Origin of the sequence: Paenibacillus sp. FSL H8-0175, assembly GCF_045040615.1 — a bacterium.
Lineage (GTDB): Bacteria > Bacillota > Bacilli > Paenibacillales > Paenibacillaceae > Paenibacillus_AQ > Paenibacillus_AQ odorifer.
This window is the reverse complement of record NZ_CP150299.1, coordinates 4,843,128-4,862,947: the sequence shown is the minus strand read 5'-3', so window position 1 is coordinate 4,862,947 and position 19,820 is coordinate 4,843,128. Positions and strand designations below refer to the sequence as shown.

At 44.9% G+C, this 19,820-nt stretch carries 13 protein-coding genes and 1 riboswitch; of the genes, 12 read left to right on the top strand and 1 reads right to left on the bottom strand.

Going from position 1 to position 19,820, the window contains the following annotated elements; genetic code table 11:
- Window positions 1–5: 5 nt before the first annotated feature.
- Window positions 6–1,178 carry a substrate-binding domain-containing protein gene (locus MHH46_RS21700; protein WP_076192262.1) on the bottom strand — a complete coding sequence of 391 codons (1,173 nt, stop codon included), beginning with the start codon at window positions 1,176–1,178 and terminating at the stop codon, window positions 6–8.
- Between the two features lie 209 nt (window positions 1,179–1,387).
- Window positions 1,388–1,536: riboswitch (FMN riboswitch) on the top strand.
- Between the two features lie 126 nt (window positions 1,537–1,662).
- Between MHH46_RS21700 and MHH46_RS21695 the strand changes: the two genes are divergently transcribed.
- The 12 genes from MHH46_RS21695 (at window position 1,663) to lysA (ending at window position 19,685) form a co-directional block, all read left to right on the top strand.
- On the top strand, window positions 1,663–2,619 hold the full coding sequence (locus MHH46_RS21695) for a DMT family transporter (RefSeq protein WP_076104422.1): 957 nt from the start codon (window positions 1,663–1,665) through the stop codon (window positions 2,617–2,619).
- A 244-nt stretch (window positions 2,620–2,863) separates the two neighbouring features.
- Window positions 2,864–6,313 (top strand): glycosyl hydrolase 53 family protein, encoded by a 3,450-nt coding sequence (locus MHH46_RS21690; RefSeq protein ID WP_076192259.1) that lies wholly within the window; start codon window positions 2,864–2,866, stop codon window positions 6,311–6,313.
- A 178-nt stretch (window positions 6,314–6,491) separates the two neighbouring features.
- On the top strand, window positions 6,492–8,198 hold the full coding sequence (locus MHH46_RS21685) for a sensor histidine kinase (RefSeq protein ID WP_405132628.1): 1,707 nt from the start codon (window positions 6,492–6,494) through the stop codon (window positions 8,196–8,198).
- 18 nt (window positions 8,199–8,216) lie between these two features.
- Window positions 8,217–9,857 carry a response regulator gene (locus tag MHH46_RS21680; RefSeq protein WP_076192254.1) on the top strand — a complete coding sequence of 547 codons (1,641 nt, stop codon included), beginning with the start codon at window positions 8,217–8,219 and terminating at the stop codon, window positions 9,855–9,857.
- A gap of 107 nt (window positions 9,858–9,964) precedes the next feature.
- A complete protein-coding gene (locus MHH46_RS21675; RefSeq protein WP_076192251.1) occupies window positions 9,965–11,683 on the top strand; it encodes an extracellular solute-binding protein in 1,719 nt (572 codons plus the stop codon).
- Between the two features lie 234 nt (window positions 11,684–11,917).
- On the top strand, window positions 11,918–12,808 hold the full coding sequence (locus MHH46_RS21670) for a sugar ABC transporter permease (RefSeq protein ID WP_036676126.1): 891 nt from the start codon (window positions 11,918–11,920) through the stop codon (window positions 12,806–12,808).
- Between the two features lie 27 nt (window positions 12,809–12,835).
- Entirely contained in the window at window positions 12,836–13,714 is an 879-nt protein-coding gene (locus MHH46_RS21665) for a carbohydrate ABC transporter permease (RefSeq protein ID WP_036676128.1), read from the top strand.
- Between the two features lie 5 nt (window positions 13,715–13,719).
- The gene (locus tag MHH46_RS21660) at window positions 13,720–14,763 is read left to right on the top strand and encodes an arabinogalactan endo-1,4-beta-galactosidase (protein ID WP_076192248.1); all 1,044 of its coding nucleotides are present in this window, start codon (window positions 13,720–13,722) and stop codon (window positions 14,761–14,763) included.
- A 225-nt stretch (window positions 14,764–14,988) separates the two neighbouring features.
- Entirely contained in the window at window positions 14,989–15,645 is a 657-nt protein-coding gene (locus tag MHH46_RS21655; protein ID WP_076192245.1) for a stage V sporulation protein AA, read from the top strand.
- A 2-nt stretch (window positions 15,646–15,647) separates the two neighbouring features.
- Complete coding sequence (locus tag MHH46_RS21650) at window positions 15,648–16,073, top strand: stage V sporulation protein AB (RefSeq protein WP_036676132.1); 426 nt, start codon at window positions 15,648–15,650, stop codon at window positions 16,071–16,073.
- 450 nt (window positions 16,074–16,523) lie between these two features.
- Entirely contained in the window at window positions 16,524–18,224 is a 1,701-nt protein-coding gene (locus MHH46_RS21645; RefSeq protein WP_076192325.1) for a spore germination protein, read from the top strand.
- Between the two features lie 126 nt (window positions 18,225–18,350).
- Window positions 18,351–19,685 (top strand): diaminopimelate decarboxylase, encoded by a 1,335-nt coding sequence (lysA, locus tag MHH46_RS21640; RefSeq protein ID WP_076127432.1) that lies wholly within the window; start codon window positions 18,351–18,353, stop codon window positions 19,683–19,685.
- Window positions 19,686–19,820: the final 135 nt, after the last annotated feature.

The following is a 19,820-nucleotide window of genomic DNA, read 5'->3' as shown; positions in this document are numbered from 1 at the left end:
AGATTTTATTTTAACGATGTATAACCTGTTTTCTCTACCAATTTCTGACCTTGAGCAGATTGAATCCAATCCAGAAAGGGCTGAATATTAGGGTTGTCGCTTCCCGCGGTCACTGCATAAAATTCTGTTGCCAAAGGGTACTGTCCACTACGAATACTTTCCTTGTCTGGTTGGATACCATCGATGGCCAGCAGGGCTATTTCCCCGTTTCGATTCATTTCTGAGGCGTAAAATAAGAAGCTGTAGCCCAGTGCATTTTTATAGTTACGATAGCTGGAGGTTTGTTGAATGATACCGCTCATAATATCCGCTACGTCTTCTTGAGGCGGCTTCATGAGTGGAGTGTCCTTCATAAACTTTTGCAACATCGTTTGGCTTCCGCTATCTTCAGGTCGTTGAAAAGCACGGATTCGGTTATTAGCTCCGCCTACATCTTTCCAATTTGTGACCTTGCCTGCGTAAATATCTTTAAGTTGAGCGGTGGAAAGTCCGGTTACGTCGTTTCGTTTGTTTACAAAAAATACGAAGGCCTCGCGGCCGATCGGCGTAAGCTTCAGTTCGACACCTTTTCTTTTAGCTTCTTTTTGTTGTGCAATTGACGGAGCCGCTACAAATATAATATCGGTTTCTCCTTCAATTAATCTCTTGTAAGCTTCAGGCGTGCTGCTGCAAATTACTTGACTTGCTTGAAAATCATACGGATTATAATAACCCTCAGGATAAGTAGATTGAACGAAAGCTGAATACAGTGGATAAAGTGCGGTTGCGCCGTCCAATCTTGGAAGATCGCTATCGATATGATAGGAAGAAGGCTCGTCCAGATTCACTGCTTTGGTCTTCTCAGCAAAGGGTTCATACTGTAGCAGATTAACCTCCCGATCATCGACAGTGGCAATTCTGTTGACGTACGCTTGCTTGATCTCATATCCTGCGGTCGCGAGCAGACTAAGTCCGAGGATAGATAACAATACAATATTGCTTGTTCTTCGGGACAACACATTAAATATGATGAGTACAACATAGATGGCTAATACGATCGCTAAGATCGCCACAAGTGGGGTATAAAACAGCAGTCCTCCGTAAAGCGCAGTAATTATAGCACCTATGAATCCTAAAAAAGCTATTCCTCCAACGGCAAAAATGGAGAACAATAATTTCGTCCAGAATGCTTCTTTCATAACAACCTCCTCGACATGATTACTAAACTATGGAAAAATCAACATAATTTCATTATACAGAAGTTTTTTGGATGAAGCAGTAGAACAATTACGAACAAACATGTAATAAAATGCTGCGAAACATGAAAGTAATGTGTACATTTTCATAAAGTACTGGACGAATGGCTTGAAGAGGTTTATTCTGAGATTGTGAAAAAAACAACGGAATACAAGATTCTCGGGGTAGGGTGAAATTCCCGACCGGCGGTAATGTTCAAAGCGAACTGAGCCCGCGACTCACTTGTTCTGCTTGCAGAGAAGTGACTGATCTGGTGTAAATCCAGAGCCGACGGTAAAGTCCGGATGGGAGAGGATCATAAGATAAAGACGCTAGGAGTCTATCCTTGTACGTCTTTATTGATAATGCCCCCGAGTTTACCTATTTGGTAATTCGGGGGTTTTTGGTCTCTTATCGAGGGTTTGTATCGACAAGGAGAAGGAAATTATGAGTAATGTTACAGCTTCATCATCAACTAAGGTTGGCAGTACATCAGCGCTACGCAGTGGATTTTGGCTCGTTGTGATTGGTGCAGCATTATGGGGCGTTGATCCGCTCTTTCGTATCATCCTGTTAAAATCCTTAACCTCATCGCAAATTGTTCTTCTGGAGCATGTGGTGCTTTTCTTGGCTGCTTCACCTGTTCTTTGGCGTCACCGGGCGGAGCTTAAAGGAATTGGATTTCGCCAGATTGGTGCTTTATTGATTGTTTCATGGGGAGGCTCTGCCGGGGCGACGATCCTATTTACGATGGCACTTTCCAGTGGGGATTTGAATGCAGTGCTGTTACTGCAAAAGCTTCAGCCAATATTCGCTATCGGTCTCGCTGCTTTAATTCTTAAAGAACGTTTGCCGAAAAATTTCGGACCACTCATTGTGTTGGCGCTGGTAGGAACCTATCTGCTGACCTTTGGCTGGAGTATCCCTTTCGGACATGTGAATAACTTTATTGGGGTTAGCAGTCTGATGGCCTTGGGAGCAGCTGCACTGTGGGGGGGATCGACAGTCATGGGACGTTATCTGCTCGGTTCTATGAAATATGAGACAGTGACTTCGCTGCGGTTTATCCTTGCGCTTCCTTTACTTTTCGTTATCACTACGCTAGAAGGTGCTCCGTGGCAGATTCATGGCGGGTTTGGTGCATCGGCAGCTATTGCGGTTAATTTATTGCTGCAAGCTTTGCTGCCAGGACTTCTTAGTATGTTGTTGTATTACAAAGGACTTAGCACGACCAAAGCTTCCTTCGCCACATTGGCTGAACTCAGCTTTCCTATGACGGGAGTAATCATCAACTGGATTGTGTTCCAACAGCTGGTCACTATCCCGCAGATTCTCGGATTTGCCTTGATCTGGGTCGCTTTATTCTTTTTATCTAATCAACAGTCCAAACCACAAACGCTCTGAGCAGATTGAAGTGGAATGGTTCTACCTATATAAAGATGATTCGAAGCCGTATGGCTTTCGAATCATCTTTTTTTGTATGTGATTTTACTCCTTGCTTAGATCAAATCGACTGCAAAAACTGCTGAAATGTTTCTAACGTAACATATAGCAGAGTTAATAAAGCGTTTACAATTAGGGAGTGCACAAAATGACTGTGCTGCTGAGTACATAATCCATGATTAAATTATTTAGGAGGAAGCAGACATTGAAAAAATCATTTGTATTATTTATGATTCTGACCTTTCTTATTTCCCCTTTTACGTTTGGGCAGTCTGCTCAAGCGGCAGGAGATGAGAATATTGCCCTAGGAAAGCCTGCTATATCCGATAGTGAGCTTGCAGGATATGAAGCGGGTAACGCAATAGATTCCGATGAATGGAACACACATTGGACGGCGAATGACGGGAGCTTTCCTCATTGGCTGGAAGTAGATTTGCAAGGTGCATATGATTTGTCAGGTGCAACCGTCATCTGGAATGCATGGAGTTACATTAATCAATATACGATTGAAGTATCACGTGATCATAAGGTATGGACAACAGTTGTGGACAAAAGTCAGAGCAGCAGTGTAGAGCAAACTCAGTACAATGCTTTTAAGCTGCGGAATGTTTCTTATGTAAGGGTCAACCTGACCGGCATCAACGGCGGAAAATGGGCAGCCATTAATGATCTGAAGGTCTGGGGTGTTCCCGCAGCCAGCGCGCCGCATGAGCCGGCACAGGGTGAAATACAAACTGTTCTGCCAGTACGGTTGGACACGGAAATTGGGCAAGCCCCTGAGCTTCCAAGTGTTGTAACTGTGGTATATAGCAATTCTGACACGGAGGATGCTCAGGTTGCTTGGGATGTGATCCCACCAGCAGAGTATTCCCGTCCCGGAACCTTTACAGTAAGCGGTTCTATCTCAGGTACTGTGCAGAAGGCAGTGGCGAAGGTAACAGTAGTAGGTGACAGCAGCACGCCTATTGTTGGATTTGAGAGTATAAATGTCAGCACAATTACGGATGTGCCTGCTTTATTGCCATCAGCGGTAACGGCTATATACGAAGATGGGTCAAGCAAACAGCTGCCTGTAACCTGGGATGACCTTACTGAAGCGGAGTACGCGGTTGAAGGAACTTACAGCGTAATGGGGAAAGTTGCAGGGACAGACCTACAACCCACAGCTGATATTCAGGTTACTCCGCTTGTGCTGCAATCCGGGTTCATAAAAGGTGCGGACATTTCCACACTGGAAGCGATTGAGGATGCCGGTGGAAAGTATTACGACAATGGAGTAGAAAAGGATTTGCTGGATATTCTTAAAAGCCGGGGTGTAAATTACATTCGGCTGCGTTTATGGAATGATCCTCAGGAAGCTGGCGGCTATAATGACCGTGAGCATGTTGTGGAAATGGCGCAGCGTGTTAAAGCCAAAGGCTTTAAGCTGTTGCTTGATTTCCACTACTCTGATTTCTGGGCTGATCCCGGAAAGCAAAACAAGCCAGGAGCATGGGCGGATTACTCCTATGATGAATTGAAGCAAGCGGTATATGACTATACCAAAGATGTTATGGATGAGCTAAAGGAAAAGGGAGCTTCACCCGATATGGTCCAAATCGGAAATGAGATTAATGGGGGCTTGTTATGGCCTGACGGCAAATCCTATGATCAAGAGAATGCTTTTGAGAAGGTTGTTCCGCTTCTGGAGAGCGGAGTGAAGGGAGTTAGAGACAGCGAGGGTGCAGGTCAGGATATCAAAATTATGATCCATCTTGCTGAAGGTGGCAAAAATGATATGTTTCGTTGGTTCTTTGACGAATTAACGAAGCGGAATCTTGATTATGATGTGATCGGCGCGTCCTTTTATCCGTATTGGAGCGGAACGATGGATAGCCTGCAGTTTAACTTGGACGATATCTCTAAACAATATGGTAAAGAAGTGATTGTGACGGAAACCGCGTATCCTTACACGCTGGAGGACGGCGACAATTTTGAGAATAACATCGCTCGCCAAGATCAGCTAGACGGCAGTGGCTTCCCAGCTACGGTTGCAGGTCAAATGGCTGAGGTCAAAACAGTAATGAATGTATTGTCCAAAGTACCCGATGGTAAAGGAACAGGCTTGTTCTATTGGGAACCAGCTTGGATTCCAGTGCAAGGTGTAGGCTGGAAGGTAGGCGAAGGGAATGCTTGGGAGAATCAGGCAATGTTCGATTTTGCAGGGAATGCACTCTCTTCATTAAATGTCTTCAAAACCCCGGTGGCCGGTGAGGGGGGCGAAGAGGAACCCGGAACGGGAGGGAATCCCGGTACTGGTGGTGAACCCGGAACGGGAGGGAATCCTGGCACTGGTGAGGAACCCGGAACGGGAGGAAATCCCGGCACTGGCGAGGAACCCGGAACGGGAGGAAATCCCGGCACTGGTGAGGAACCCGGAACAGGGGTTAATCCTGATCCTATCATCACCGTCAGAGATTCAAGCGTTATAAATTCAGCAAATAAAGCAGTGGTCGAACATACAACGGCAGGACAACTTCAGGTGAAGGCACAAGCAGGAATTTCCGGCATAGCTGATATCACGCTAAGTATAGAGGATATCAATAAGGCGTTGTCGACGCTTCCGGCGGATGGAAAACTGGTTATTTCTGTTCTGCCATCGACGGGAGAGCTTAAGGGAGCAGTCGTTCATCTTCCGTTGAGTTCTATACTAGAGCAGGGCAAACATCCTCAAATAGTAATTGTATATGGGACGGCCTCTGTTACGGTTTCTACGGAAGCTAGTGCAGGAATTATAAAGACGGGAGCTAAGGAACTAACGCTCTCACTGGTTCAGGTAGATACGCCAACTTTGCCTTCACCATTGGCAACTGGAGCAAAAGACTACCCGGCCTATAACATCCATGTGTCAGTAGACGGGACTTCTATCGATGTTTTCAAAAAAGGAGCAATATCGGTAGCCTTCCACTACAAGCTGAAGCTCGGGGAGCAGAGCCAGCGGATTGCTGTTTATTCGATACTTGCTGATGGAAAACACGAAGTTATCAAAGCTGTGCGGTACAACCCAACCGCGGAACAGATTGTGTTTAATCCAACTCATTTCAGCATTTATGCTGCGGGGTACGCAGAGGTGGGGTACACAGATTTAAAAGCAGCAGATTGGGCCACGTTAGCGATTGAATCCTTGACGGCTAAAGGGATCGTGCAAGGAATAGGAAACGGGATCTTTAATCCGCAAGGGGAGGTTACACGTGCTGAATTTGTCAGCATGCTGCTGCCCGCGCTGGAGCTAAATGCAGAAAGAGGGACAGGTAGTTTTAAAGATGTGAACCTTGATGCGTGGTATAGCTCTGCTGTGAATACTGCTGGGAAATTGGGTGTTGTACAAGGACATGCGGATGGCACTTTTGGCCCGAATGATAAATTGTCCCGTGAAGAAATGGCAGCTATTTCATACCGTGCGCTTAAGTTGGCGGAGAAAGTGAACGGTCAGAAAGATGTGAACGTTATTTCTTTTAAAGATAAAGACCTGATCTCGTTGTATGCCAGTGAAGGGATAACAGCGCTTGCGCAGGCTGGGATTATCAATGGATTCGAAGATGGCAATTTCCGCCCGCAAGCCCATACAACACGCGCTGAAGCGGCTTACATCATACTCAATCTTTTGCAGCAATAATAGGCAGACAGGCAATAACTGTGCTCGAAAAGGCAGTTAGGGCCTGTCTTTACCACATTTTTTAGATATTTATCTTTTCGCAAGTAGGGATTGTTTGTACAATAGGGGCTATGACATTTGAGCCGGAGAGTGAAGGAACGTGTATAGATATAATTTATTTACCAAAATCGTGAGTATCATGGTCATTATGCTGATCCCGATAACCATCCTTTACTTCTATTCCAATAAAACGACCACGGATGTGCTGCGTACGGAGTTAAATACTTCGAATAATAATCAGCTTAGTTTTTTTCAGAATCAGGTAGAAAGTAATATGGAGTTATTGTCTTCGTGGCCGATTCTGCTGATCCATGATCCTGATATCCTCAGCCTTAAGGATACTTATCTGGAAAAAGGGCGTTTGAATCTGGATACGATAAACCTGATCAAACGGATTCAGACCAAAATCAGCATTCAAGAAAGCTCCTCCAATTGGAAGAGTAAGCTGTATTTATACTCCCCGTCCATTCATCGTATGGTGTCTGAAAATGATGCGAAGTTATACGAAGATGAGGATCTGAAGCGGGAAGTGAAGTCGGGCTGGCATGTGGAGAAGATTGAAGGGCAGGAGGGTGACCGCTTCGTATTCTCATGGTTTTCTTTTACACCTTTTATGTCAGAATTCGCTCCGGAAAAAGTCAAAACGGTTATGAAGGTAGAGTTCGACAGCCGGAACATAGAGGATATGCTGGATAAATTCAAAAGTGATGGCAGAAGAGATCCTTTTTATTATAAGCAGGGAACAGGACTTATTTTTAACCGCAGTGCCGACAAGGTGTTAGCTAAAGAATTGGTAGACAGGCTGGAAGAGACCCAGCTGAAGCCTAGTGAGAATCGCACGGTCAAAATAGAAGGTGAATCCTACAGTGTAAATATCGTCTATTCGGACAAAATGGGCTGGTATTTGATCGACTATATGCCGCTGACTGAAATCCTACATCCGATCCTGACCTCTAATCGTTTATTTTATTTTGCGATCAGTGCTTTGTTGTTAATGAGCTGTCTCGTAGCCTATCTATTATATGTTCAAGTGCAGGTGCCTATAAGGTTATTGGTTGGAGGCTTTCAACGGTTGAAGCAAGGGGATTATTCTGCGCGAGTGGAGATTAAAGGGAAGAATGAATTCAGCTTCCTGTCCGGCCGGTTTAACAGTATGGTAGAACAGATTCAGATGCTGATCGAGAATGTGCTGATGGAGAAAATCCATGTTCGCGAAGCCCGCTTAAAGCAGCTTCAATCACAGATAAATCCACATTTTTTCTATAATTGCTTCTCCTTTATTACAAGTATGGCGAAGCTCGATAATATGGGGGCAGTCGTTGGGATGTCGCATAATTTGTCCCGATATTACAGATACACCACTCGTCAGGAACGTGATTTGGTTGCGCTGTCTGAAGAGGTGGAATTTGTGAATCATTATCTGGAGATCCAGAAGATGAGGATGAGCAGACTTCGTTATGAGATCAATATCCCACCGCAAATGCGCAAAAGAGAGCTACCGCCGCTCGTACTGCAGCCTTTGGTGGAGAATGCGGTTATACATGGAATTGAGCCCGTCGCCAAAGAGGGACTGGTGCGGATTACGGGTTCATGTGTAGGCAGAGAAATGACGCTTACGGTTGAGGATGATGGTCAGGGCATGACGCCAGAGGGAATTATAGAACTGGAAAATAAACTAAGCAGGGCGATGGATGAAGAAATGGGCTGCGGTTTATGGAATGTGCATCAGAGAATGCGGCTGCGTTTTGGGGAGACGTCTGGCTTGCGCATCTCGCCTTCTCCGCTTGGAGGATTACAGGTGACACTGCAGTGGTTGCTGCCCTACACAGACAATGAAATGGAATGACATCTAGGAGGGGAAAGAATGATAGAGCTGTTGTTAGTTGATGATGAGCCCTATGTTACGGAAAGTTTAGCTCGTACTATTCCATGGGCTGAAATCGGGGTAAAGCAGGTGCATCAAGCGGCATCGGGTGCTGAAGCTCTGCAAATTATGGAACAGCAGGCTATAGATATTATGGTTACGGATATTTCAATGCCAGGAATGACTGGCCTGCAATTAATTGAAGCCGTGAGCGAGAAATGGCCAAATATTCGGTCCATTTTATTGACAGGTTATTCCGATTTTCAATATGCGAAAAAAGCTATTCAACTGCAGGCATTTGATTATATTTTGAAGCCGGTAAGTGATGATGAGTTTATCAAAAGCGTATCCAGTGCGATTGAATCTTTGAAAGACGAATGGGAAGCTCATGATAGATATCATTTGCTGCTGTATAATCGCAAAGCCGATTACAGTGTTTTGCGGGCTAATCTGATGCATGAATTGCTTCTCGGCAGGGTGCTGTCTGAGCGGACACTAGCCATTAAGCTGAAGGAATATGAAATCTCCTTCCAGCCGGATGCTGAAGCGGCGATGCTGCTGATTCAGCTGGGTAAACATTATGCCGCAATGGATCATCATTCGGTCTCTCTCATGGAATATGCGATCGGCAACATTGCCGAGGAGCTTTTTAAGGAACAGTTCCATGTCTGGTTCTGCAAAGCGCCGCATGATTGCTTGATTCTGCTTGTTGAATTAAAGCCGGCAGTACAGCAGGAATTGGAGCAAATGGCTAACTATGAAGCTGCAAGGCAGCAAATCCTAAAAGCGGTGATCGCGAATTTCCGAATTAGTGTAAGCAATTACCTCAAGGGTGAGATTTCACTGATTGTAACAGAGTGGTTCACCTTTCCGGAGGGGATGACGGCTGCCTATAGAAGCGGTCTTAGCTCGATGTATTTGGCAGCACATGATGAATCCAGCTCCGTGCTGTTTTTGGATGACCGCCAGCATCAGGAGACGATCAGCATCAAATCGCTCGAATGTCTTTATCGTCCACCTACACTCATTCATCTGCTGGAATCCAAACAATGGGATTCAGCAAGGCAAAAAATTGCTGACGTGTTCCGGGATATGGAGAATGCACGGTTTTCCAGTGAACATCTGTACGAGGTCTTTCTATCGATAACGAATGCATTTATGTATATAGCGCATAAGAGTGGTCAGTTCATCTCCAAGATCGACCAATACGCTTTAGATCCGTTGTTGACGCAGAGTATTATTGTTTCTTTTGATAAGCTTAAAGATTGGGCGTTTGATATGCTCGATAAGCTTCAGAAGGAGCTATCCGAAAGCGATCAGAATACGAAAAGTTATATTATCAAGCAGGTGCATGAGCTGGTAGGAAACCATTCGGGGCATGAGCTGTCCGTCAAAACCATTGCCGATCATGTATATTTGCATCCAGTCTACTTGTCCAAGATTTATAAAGCTGAGACTGGGGAAGGACTAGGGGACTATATTATTCGGATGCGGATGGAACGGGCACTTTATCTGCTTAAAAATACGAATAAAAAAATCTATGAAATTACCTCTGAGCTTGGATATCAGAATCCGCAATATTTCAGTAAGATGTTCAAAAAACACTACAATATGACACCAAATGAATTCCGGGACGGATAGAGGTTGAGAAAGGTGCAGAAACCTTGTTTAAATGACGTATTCGGGCTCAGCGTCGTTCCCTATAATTAAAATGTAACCAACACTTATGGAATCCAAGGGGGAACAAAATGAGCGCGATGAAGAGAAAAAGATGGCTGCCGCTCCTGTGCATGAGCATGCTTTTGGCGGGTAGCCTTGCGGGCTGTTCAGGCAATAACGCTGCTAACAGTAAAGACACTGCTGGAGATAAAGCAGCTGGTGAAGCGACTGCAAATACAGCTTCCAATTCTGAAAACGCCTACAAGGATAAATACGATCCTGAGGTGACATTTACAACCGCATGGGGCGTGGACCCTGAGCTTAAATTCAAAAACGGTGAAAGCATTGAGAATAACGTGGCTACAAAATGGGCTAAAGAAAAATTCGGCATCAACATTAAGTCCCTTTGGTCCATCACAGATACGAACGGTGCATTTGGTACGAAGCTGCGTTTATCCATGTCTTCAGGTCAGGACATGCCTGATGTGGTAACCATCGGTACAGCCGACAACACGATTGCACAGGATTTGATCGATTCCGGCATGTATGCAGATGTAGGAACTTTGTTTGATAAATATGCTTCAGATACTTGGAAAGAAGCGATGGCACAGGATCCTAACGTTTGGAACCAATACAGCCGTGATGGCAAAAGAATGGGCCTGCCTGTTCTCGATTATGCATATAACCATGATTACATTCTGTGGATCCGCCAAGATTGGCTGGATAAGCTGAATATGCAAGCCCCTAAGACGATCGATGAGCTGGAAAAAGTGATGGATGCGTTCAAGAATGAGAACCCTGATGGTTTGGCACCAGACAAGGTAACTCCACTTAGTATCGGCTTCAAAACAACGATGAACACTTGGATGGGCGATCCATCTTGGATCTTTGGTGCTTACGGAACCTTGCCACAGCAATGGAACCTAGATGCTGATGGTAAACTAGAATACGGCTCGGTAAATGCTGGGATGAAGCAAGGGCTCGAAAAACTGAAGGAATGGTTGGCGAAAGGTTATATTCCTCAGGAAGCAGCTCTTTGGGATGAGAACAAAACTGCCGAACCAGCAGTTGCAGGTACAGCAGGTATTCTCCCGGGTCCTTACTGGATGAGCGGCTGGCCGCTTCAGGATACCGTGAAGAACTCTCCAGATGCAGTATGGGCTCCAATTGAAATTCCAGCGGGTCCAGATGGAAAGGTTATGCGTCATGGCACACAATTCACTAACGGTGTAACTTTGATCAGCACGAAAATGAAAAATCCAGAAGCCTTCTTTACTTATCAAAACTATCTGTTCGATAACTTTGCTAATCCAACGCCAGGCAGTGAACTGGATAACGGTCTTTTTGCAGGATATGACTATGAGCTAGACGCGAACGGCAAGATGATCGAAAATGATAAAATTGCTGGCGGTTATGTGAATAGTGTTCGTTATATGCTGGTTCGTGACGGTGCCCGGATCCCGGATGCCCAAATGAAAGCACTCCTTAACCTGGCAGATGGCGCAGAGCCAACAACCCGTCTGGAGAAGGACGTAGCTGTGAATTATGGTAAAGATACCCCTGCGGCTGCCAAAGTTCTGCTGGCGCAAGAGGATAAATCCTTTAAGAATATGTTCACAGGTCCTACGACCGAAACTATGAAATCGAAGATGGACTATCTGAACAAAATTGAGAACCAAACGTTTAATGAAATTATCTATGGCAACAAACCGCTGGATGCATTTGATTCCTTTGTAGCAACCTGGAAATCAGGTGGTGGCGATCAAATCACTAAAGAAGTTAACGAATGGTATGACAGCGTAAAATAAGGTTTGGATTTAGTTTGACTAGGTAAAAAGCAGTAAACGGGACCGTCTCTTCAGCCGTAGCATTAGGCTTTAGGGAGGGTCCCTGTTTGCGTTTGAAGTCTTCTTTTTTCAATGTGATAAAGAGATTGCTTTTGTACCATATATATTGGTTTTGCCCGCTATTTGAGGAATTCGGGCGTTGCTATAATTTGAGTATGGTTACAGAAGAACTTGACACGATATGGGGGACCAAGGATGAGAACACTAAAAAAAACATGGCCTTTTCACTTGATGTTATTGCCAGCGATGATATTCCTGATCATCTTCAGCTTTATTCCAATGGGCGGGATTGTGATGGCATTTCAGGATTATAAGCCATGGCTGAAAATTTCAGGCTCGGCATGGGTTGGATTGGACAATTTCCGTTATCTATTTGAACGTAATGACAGTATGCAGGTCATTTGGAATACATTGATTATTGCTGTTCTAAAAATGATTTTCAATCTGGCTGTACCGTTTGTATTCGCCATTTTGTTAAATGAGATTCGCAAGGTATACATACAGCGTACTATTCAGACACTGGTATACTTGCCTCACTTTTTATCTTGGGTTATTCTCGGCGGGATATTGCTGGATTTGCTTGCTACAGATGGTTTTGTCAATCAGATCTTAGGCAGCATGGGCTTCAAACCAATCTTTTTCTTAGGCGATAACAACTGGTTCCGGTTCACAGTTATTCTCACAGATGTGTGGAAGGAATTTGGTTATAATACGATCGTTTTCTTAGCTGCTCTAGCAGGAATCAATCCATCATTATATGAAGCTGCTGAAATAGACGGCGCTAACCGCTGGAAGCAGACACGTTTTATCACAATGCCATCTCTATTGCCAATGGTTGTGGTGGTAGGTACCCTGGCTCTCGGAAATGTATTGAACGCAGGGTTTGACCAGATTTTTAACCTCTACAATCCACTGGTCTATCAGAAAGGCGATATTATTGATACCTTCGTGTACCGCACGGCTATTCTGAATGGTGAGATGGGCTTTGGTACGGCAATCGGACTGTTTAAGTCGGCCATTAGTATGATCCTAATTCTCGTCTCGTACAGTTTGGCTAAGAAGTGGGCAGGATATCGCATTTTCTAATCTACCAAAGGAAGAGGGAGACAACTTATGTATTACAAAACAAGAGGTTATCGTATATTCAACGTGTTTAATACTTGCTTTCTAATCCTGCTCGCACTGATGTGTATTGTACCTTTGATTCACGTGCTGGCTGTATCCTTTAGCGCGAAGTCGGCAGCGGATGCCAATTTGGTAGGGTTATGGCCAAAGCAATTCTCTCTGGAAGCTTATAAAAAGACAATAAACAATCCGATCTTTCTACACTCCATCTGGGTATCTGTTCAAAGAACCATACTCGGGACTGGACTTACACTTTTAATTACTTTTTTGGCAGCCTATCCGTTATCCAAAGAAAACTCAGCCTTCAAGGGCCGTAATGTCTACTCTTGGTTGTTCGTTTTCAGTATGGTGTTCAACGGCGGCTTGATTCCATTTTACATTGTGATTCAAAAGATTGGTTTGATGGATTCCTTCTGGGTACTTGTTCTGCCAGGTGCGGTAAATACGTTCTTGGTGATTCTGATGCTGAACTTCTTCCGTGGTATTCCAAAAGATCTGGAGGAGGCCTCGCTAATAGACGGAGCCGGACATTTCCGTACGTTGTTCAGTATTTACTTGCCGATTTCTCTGCCGTCGATCGCTACGATTGCCTTGTTCAGCATGGTATTCCATTGGAACTCCTGGTTCGATGGACTATTGTATTTGAATAATTCCAAGCAATTTCCACTGGCGACATTCCTGCAGACGGTTATCATTCAACGGGATATGAGCTCCATGAGCATCAATCCAAAGGAAATGGAGCTGATCTCGCAGACGACGGTGAGAGCCGCGCAAATATTTATCGGAGCCGCTCCAATTTTGATCGTATATCCTTTCCTGCAAAAATATTTTGTTAAAGGGATGACACTTGGTTCTGTAAAGGAGTAGCAATGATGACAACCACATTTATCAATGGAATGGATATCTCGTTTCTGGATGAAATTGAGCAGGGTGGAGGAGCGTATTACAGCGGTGCTGTAGAGTCCGTTGAGAACGCTGAGGATTTGCTCTACATTCTGAAGGACAATGGCGTGAATGCCATCCGGCTGCGGATTTGGAATGATCCTCCGGGCGGCTTCTGCAATCTAGAACGTACGCTGATTATGGCTAAGCGAATTAAAGAAGCAGGACTTAACTTTCTGCTGGATTTTCATTATTCGGATAAATGGGCAGATCCTGCTAATCAATCGAAGCCAAAAGCTTGGGAGAACCTTGATTTTACGGGTTTAACATCAGCCGTGTATGAGTATACTCGTGAGGTTCTTGAGCTTTTGCAATCTCAAGGCACTATGCCCGACATGGTGCAGATCGGTAATGAGATTACTCCAGGCATGTTATGGAATGAAGGCAAGGTGGATGGTGAGTGGGATACTACGGAGCAGTGGGAACAGTTCATTACACTGGTTCAAGCAGGAATAGCGGGCGCAAAAGCTGTTGCTTCTGATTTGTCCATCATGATCCATATTGACCGTGGTGCTGATCATCCAGCCAGCCGTAACTTTTATGATCGGTTTTTCGAGCATGGCGTAAATTTTGATGTGATCGGATTATCTTTTTATTCTTGGTGGCACGGCACGCTGGATGACTTGCGATCTAACCTGAATGAATTGGCGGTGCGGTACAATAAGGATATTATTGTTGTTGAAACAGCTTATCCTTGGACGCTGAATGCACCTGAAGGTTTCCCCTTAATAGTAAGTGAGGAAAAGCAGCTGCATGAAGGTTATCCGGCTACAGTAGAGGGACAGACTAAGTATATGAAAGATTTTATTAGTGTAATTGAGAATATACCTAACGGTAAAGGTATCGGGTTTTATTATTGGGAGCCAGCCTGGGTTCCTTCGCAAAAGGAATGGTCCGTGGGACATGAGAATGGTTGGTCCAATCTGACCCTGTTTGATTTTGCGGGAGGGAAATTGGATTCGCTCGAATTCTGACGTATTTAGGATTGAAACAAGAAGACAGCTTAAGGTTAATTACCTTGAGCTGTCTTCTTTTTAATTTCCAGAAGAAGGGTTAGCCTTTCCTGATACCTATAAACAAGCAACATTTCAGTATTTCAAGAAATTGATTCAGAGCAGCAAGAGTAAAAATAAGGCTTTACTCCCATACTACCGTTATCTTGGACCTGAGCTTCACCATAACCTTTAGGAGGAATGCGGATGAAACAACATTCTGCTCCCACCATCTATATACAGCTTAAAAATCGGGTGATGGTTCCCAAGGGTAAAGGTGTCACGTTGGGTGATATTGCTTTTTTGATAGCGGAGCCTGAGCTGAAAGAGTCGTTGGAGACAATTCTCTTAATGAAGCCGGAGCAAAGTGACGGCAATCTGATTTTGATTGATCTGTTGATGGTTATCCCCCGGATATATGAACTTATACCGAATGCGGACATTGAACCGATCGGTGAAGGGAGGACGATTGTGCAGATTGAGAGTCAGGTGGAGAGACGGAAACCTTCGGTGGCGATGTTTGTTTTAGTGTGGCTGCTGCTTTTCTTTGGGTCTGCTCTGACGATTATGAACTTTCATGCTGATGTAAATATGCTGGAGGTACAAATTCGAATTGTGGAGATGCTAACGGGTCATCGGGATGAGCATCCCTATATATTTCAGATTGCTTATTCTCTGGGCATCGGGTTTGGGATGGTCATTTTTTTCAACCATTTATTTAAAAAGAAGTGGAATGAGGAACCTACTCCGCTGGAAGTGGAAATGTATCTGTATCAGAAGAACATCGACCAATATGTCATCAATGAGGAATACAGCAAGATGAGGCGCCGTAGTGAAAACCAATCTGATAATAGGGAGGACTGAAGATGACGGCACCCATAGCACTGGGACTAAATTTGCTGCTGGGCATTGCGGGTGGTATTGCTGTAGGCGGTGGAGTGATCGCTCTATTTGTTGTGCTGGATATGGTGCCGCGTCTGGCGCAATTAACCTCTTCTTACGATAAAGTTCATTGGTATGAAGGCGCGATGGTTGGTGGATCTTTAGTAGGTACTGTTAGTGATTTTTGGAATTGGAAAATTACCTCAGGTCCTCTAGTTGAACTTGGTGTAGGACTATTTGATGGGATTTTTGTCGGGATGCTCGCTGCAGCATTGACCGAGGTATTAAATGTGCTGCCGATACTCGCTAAACGCTTAAATATGACACATTATCTATTCGGTCTGTTAATGGCGATGGTGAGTGGGAAGGTCGCGGGTTCTTTGTTCGACTGGTTTGTATACCGACAGTAAACAGGGGGTTAGGAAATGAGCAAGTTTATTCACAGCGGTGATTCTGCACCGGAAGATGACCATCTGGAAGATAATGCTGCAGCTGCTGCAGCAATGAAGACAACTGCAGAGGATCTAGTTGCAGATCACACAGATCCTGAGGGCACTTCAGCTATCGGTGGAAGTGAAGATTCAGCGGGAAATTCTACAACATCTGAAACTAGCCAGGAGCAGCAGGATACAGAGGCATCAGCCGAATTAGGCACTGAGCAGCAGGATGCGGATGCCACTGCGGAGCAGGGAACAGAGCAACAGGATGCAGATGCCACTGCGGAGCAGGGAACAGAGCAGCAGGATGCAGAAGTGACTGCGAAGCAGGGAACAGAGCAGCAGGATGCAGAAGCATCGGATGAGCTCGGCAATCAGGAGCCAAATGAGCCGAGTAAAGGTTTTTTTGCCAGGTTATTTGGTATGGATTCAGAGGATTCAGAATCAGATGATGAGGCACAGGATCAGAATGCTCAGACAGCAGGAGGAACAGGTAACGATGCTGGTACTGGGGAGGAGTCTCAAGCTCAACCGAAGCCTTCAAAGAAGCAGGCGCAGCAGCAGTCTCAGAACAAAAGTAAAGATAAGCTACAAAACAAACGCGATAGTGAGCATTCTAACTCATTAAAGGAATCCGTTATTTATTGGCAAGGCAATGATCATATCCCAGGTTCTCTACAAGAAACAAAAAACACGCTGACCGAAGTGATGGGGCTGGGAACAAGTTTTGATGTGACGTTTAGAGAAATGTCCTTTGGGGGACATAAGACAGCTTTACTCTGCTTAAGCGGATTCACCAACGAAGATGTGACGGATGAAATTCTGAAACGACTAACCTACCTTTCTTCAGAAAATTTGTCCGCAGGTGTATTAGGTAGCTTTATGAACGAATACATCCCTCATATTCAAGTTGAAGAGGGTAGTGTATTAAGCGAATGTTTCGATAAAGTATTAAAAGGAATGAGCGCACTATTTATTGAGGGTGAGAACAAAGTTATCCTAATGGATACTCGATCTTACCCCATGCGAAGTCCTGATGAACCCTCGATTGATCGGGTGGTGCGTGGTGCGCGCGATGGTTTTACAGAAACCCTGCTTAGTAATATTTCACTTGTAAGAAGACGGATACGTGATCCGGGGCTGAAGCTTGAAATGTTTCAAGTGGGACGGCGGACACGGACAGATGTCTGCGTGGCTTACATCGATGATATCGTTGATAAAACACAAGTTACGTCTGTCATCGATAAAATCAACAGCATCGATATCGATGGTATTCCACTGGCGGATAAGCAATTGGAGGAAGCGATTATCGGCGGAGGGTGGAACCCTTATCCTATGGTGCGTTATTCTGAACGCCCTGACGTTGTAGCCTCCAATTTATTAGAGGGACGGGTCATATTATTCGTGGATACCTCGCCCATTGTAATTGTTCTTCCGACTACCTTTTTTGATCTTTGCCAGCATGCGGAGGAGAATCGCCAGACTCCTTTTATGGGGACATATCTGCGGTGGGTCCGTTTCATCGGCATCTTCGCTTCCATGTTCCTGCTCCCATTATGGATGCTGCTTGTTATCCATCCTGAGTTAAAGCCTGCTATGCTGGATTTTATCGGGCCGCAAAAGACAGCCAGAATTCCTATTCTCGCTCAGTTTCTGATTGTGGAGCTTGGGGTTGATTTACTGCGGATGGCCGCCGTGCATACTCCAACACCTTTAGGCTCAGCGATGGGTCTGATTGCAGCCATATTGATTGGTGATATAGCGGTGCAGAGCGGTCTGTTTGTAAACGAAGTAGTACTGTATATGGCGGTAGCCTCAATCGGTATGTTCGCGACTCCGAGTTATGAGCTGGGTCTGGCGAACCGTATAGTCAGGCTTGTGTTATTAATTTCCGTAGCGGCGTTCCAGGTACCAGGCTTTATGATTGGCACGACGTTACTGACTATCTTCTTAACCACTCATCGGTCCTATAACTCCTCATATATGTGGCCGTTTATACCCTTTAATGCAAAGGCAATGAGTGAAATTCTATTGCGTAAACCGGTCTTAAGTTCGAAGGAAAGGCCGTCTTTTAACAAAACCAGAGACAATACCAGAATGCCGCCATCTCAAGAGAATGAGTAACAATCGTAGGAAAATACAAAACTACTGCAAATTAGTCCATTCAATGGAGTTCCCACTGTCTGTTATACTGAATACACTAAGACAGGGTGGAACCTTGATATTCCACAGAAATTGGAGGACTAAAGAATGTTTCTACACGGTACTAGCCGCATTAACGATGCTGGGCATTTGGAGATCGGCGGATGTGATGTAACTGAATTGAAAGCGGAATATGGAACCCCGCTATATATATTGGACGAGCAATTGGTTAGACAACGTTGCCGGGAATATATGGATGCTTTTAAAGCCTCCGGCCTTGGTTTCCAAGTAGCTTACGCAAGCAAGGCATTTTCAGTAATGGCAATGGTTCGTTTGGCTGATGAAGAAGGTTTGTCACTGGATGTTGTATCCGACGGCGAACTATATACAGCTTTGCAAGCTGGCTTCCCGGCAGAACGTATTCATTTTCATGGCAACAATAAGACATCTGAAGAGATCGAAATGGCGATTGATGCCAAAATCGGCTGCTTTGTAGTCGATAATTTGGTAGAGCTTAACCTTTTGCAGTCCATTGCTGCACGCAAAGAAGTTAATGTAAACATCTTATTGCGGGTGACACCAGGTGTAGAAGCGCATACTCATGAATATACCGCAACGGGCCAGACAGATTCCAAATTCGGCTTTGATATCGGTAATGGATCGGCCTATGAAGCAGTGAAAGCAGCAGTCAGCAAAAAGAATATCACGCTGCTTGGTGTGCATTCCCATATTGGTTCGCAGATCTTTGAAACCGATGGTTTCCAGCTAGCTGTTGAGCGTGTGGCAACTTTTGCCCGCAGTGTTAAAGAAGGCTTGGAAGTGGACTTCCGTGTAGTCAATCTTGGTGGAGGTTTCGGGATTCGTTATGTCGAGGGAGATACCCCATTACATGTTTCTGAATATGTTGCAGCGATTACGGATGCAGTGAAGACTCATTTTGTTGGAATTTATAGTGCTTTGCCGGAAATTTGGGTGGAGCCGGGCCGTAGTATTGTTGGAGATGCAGGTACTACATTGTACACTGTAGGATCCAACAAGGACATTCCTGGCGTGCGTAAGTACGTTGCTGTTGATGGTGGAATGACCGACAATCCACGCCCTGCTTTGTATCAGTCTAAATACGAGGCATTGCTTGCTAACCGTGCTAACGAAGACGCAACTGAGACTGTCTCCATCGCTGGTAAATGCTGCGAGAGCGGAGATATGTTGATCTGGGATGTAGAGCTGCCGAAGGCTGAAAGCGGAGATTTGTTGGCTGTAGCCTGCACAGGTGCGTATAATTACTCCATGGCCAGCAACTATAACCGTCTTCGCCGTCCGGCTTTAGTATTCGTACAGAACGGACAAAGCGATCTTGTAGTGCGTCGTGAAAGCTATACGGATCTTATTGCCAACGATATTGTACCAGAGCGTATCGCCAAACAGACAGTTGTTGCTAAGTAATAGCCTGCTGCTGTAAGGTGGGTAAAGTTGAGCAGCATATAGAGCAAGCAGGAAAGTCTCCTGCTTGCTTTGCTTTGTGCGTGGTTTCATAGTAATATAATTGAGGTATTCTAAATTTGTTAATTTTGAAAGGGG

Excerpts from the sequence above, each read along its gene's own strand:
- MHH46_RS21700 (WP_076192262.1), bottom strand. The coding sequence starts at position 1,178 with ATGAAAGAAGCATTCTGGACGAAATTATTGTTCTCCATTTTTGCCGTT.
- MHH46_RS21695 (WP_076104422.1), top strand. The coding sequence starts at position 1,663 with ATGAGTAATGTTACAGCTTCATCATCAACTAAGGTTGGCAGTACATCA.
- MHH46_RS21685 (WP_405132628.1), top strand. The coding sequence starts at position 6,492 with ATGGTCATTATGCTGATCCCGATAACCATCCTTTACTTCTATTCCAAT.
- MHH46_RS21680 (WP_076192254.1), top strand. The coding sequence starts at position 8,217 with ATGATAGAGCTGTTGTTAGTTGATGATGAGCCCTATGTTACGGAAAGT.
- MHH46_RS21675 (WP_076192251.1), top strand. The coding sequence starts at position 9,965 with ATGAGCGCGATGAAGAGAAAAAGATGGCTGCCGCTCCTGTGCATGAGC.
- MHH46_RS21670 (WP_036676126.1), top strand. The coding sequence starts at position 11,918 with ATGAGAACACTAAAAAAAACATGGCCTTTTCACTTGATGTTATTGCCA.
- MHH46_RS21665 (WP_036676128.1), top strand. The coding sequence starts at position 12,836 with ATGTATTACAAAACAAGAGGTTATCGTATATTCAACGTGTTTAATACT.
- MHH46_RS21660 (WP_076192248.1), top strand. The coding sequence starts at position 13,720 with ATGACAACCACATTTATCAATGGAATGGATATCTCGTTTCTGGATGAA.
- MHH46_RS21655 (WP_076192245.1), top strand. The coding sequence starts at position 14,989 with ATGAAACAACATTCTGCTCCCACCATCTATATACAGCTTAAAAATCGG.
- MHH46_RS21650 (WP_036676132.1), top strand. The coding sequence starts at position 15,648 with ATGACGGCACCCATAGCACTGGGACTAAATTTGCTGCTGGGCATTGCG.
- MHH46_RS21645 (WP_076192325.1), top strand. The coding sequence starts at position 16,524 with ATGGATTCAGAGGATTCAGAATCAGATGATGAGGCACAGGATCAGAAT.
- lysA (WP_076127432.1), top strand. The coding sequence starts at position 18,351 with ATGTTTCTACACGGTACTAGCCGCATTAACGATGCTGGGCATTTGGAG.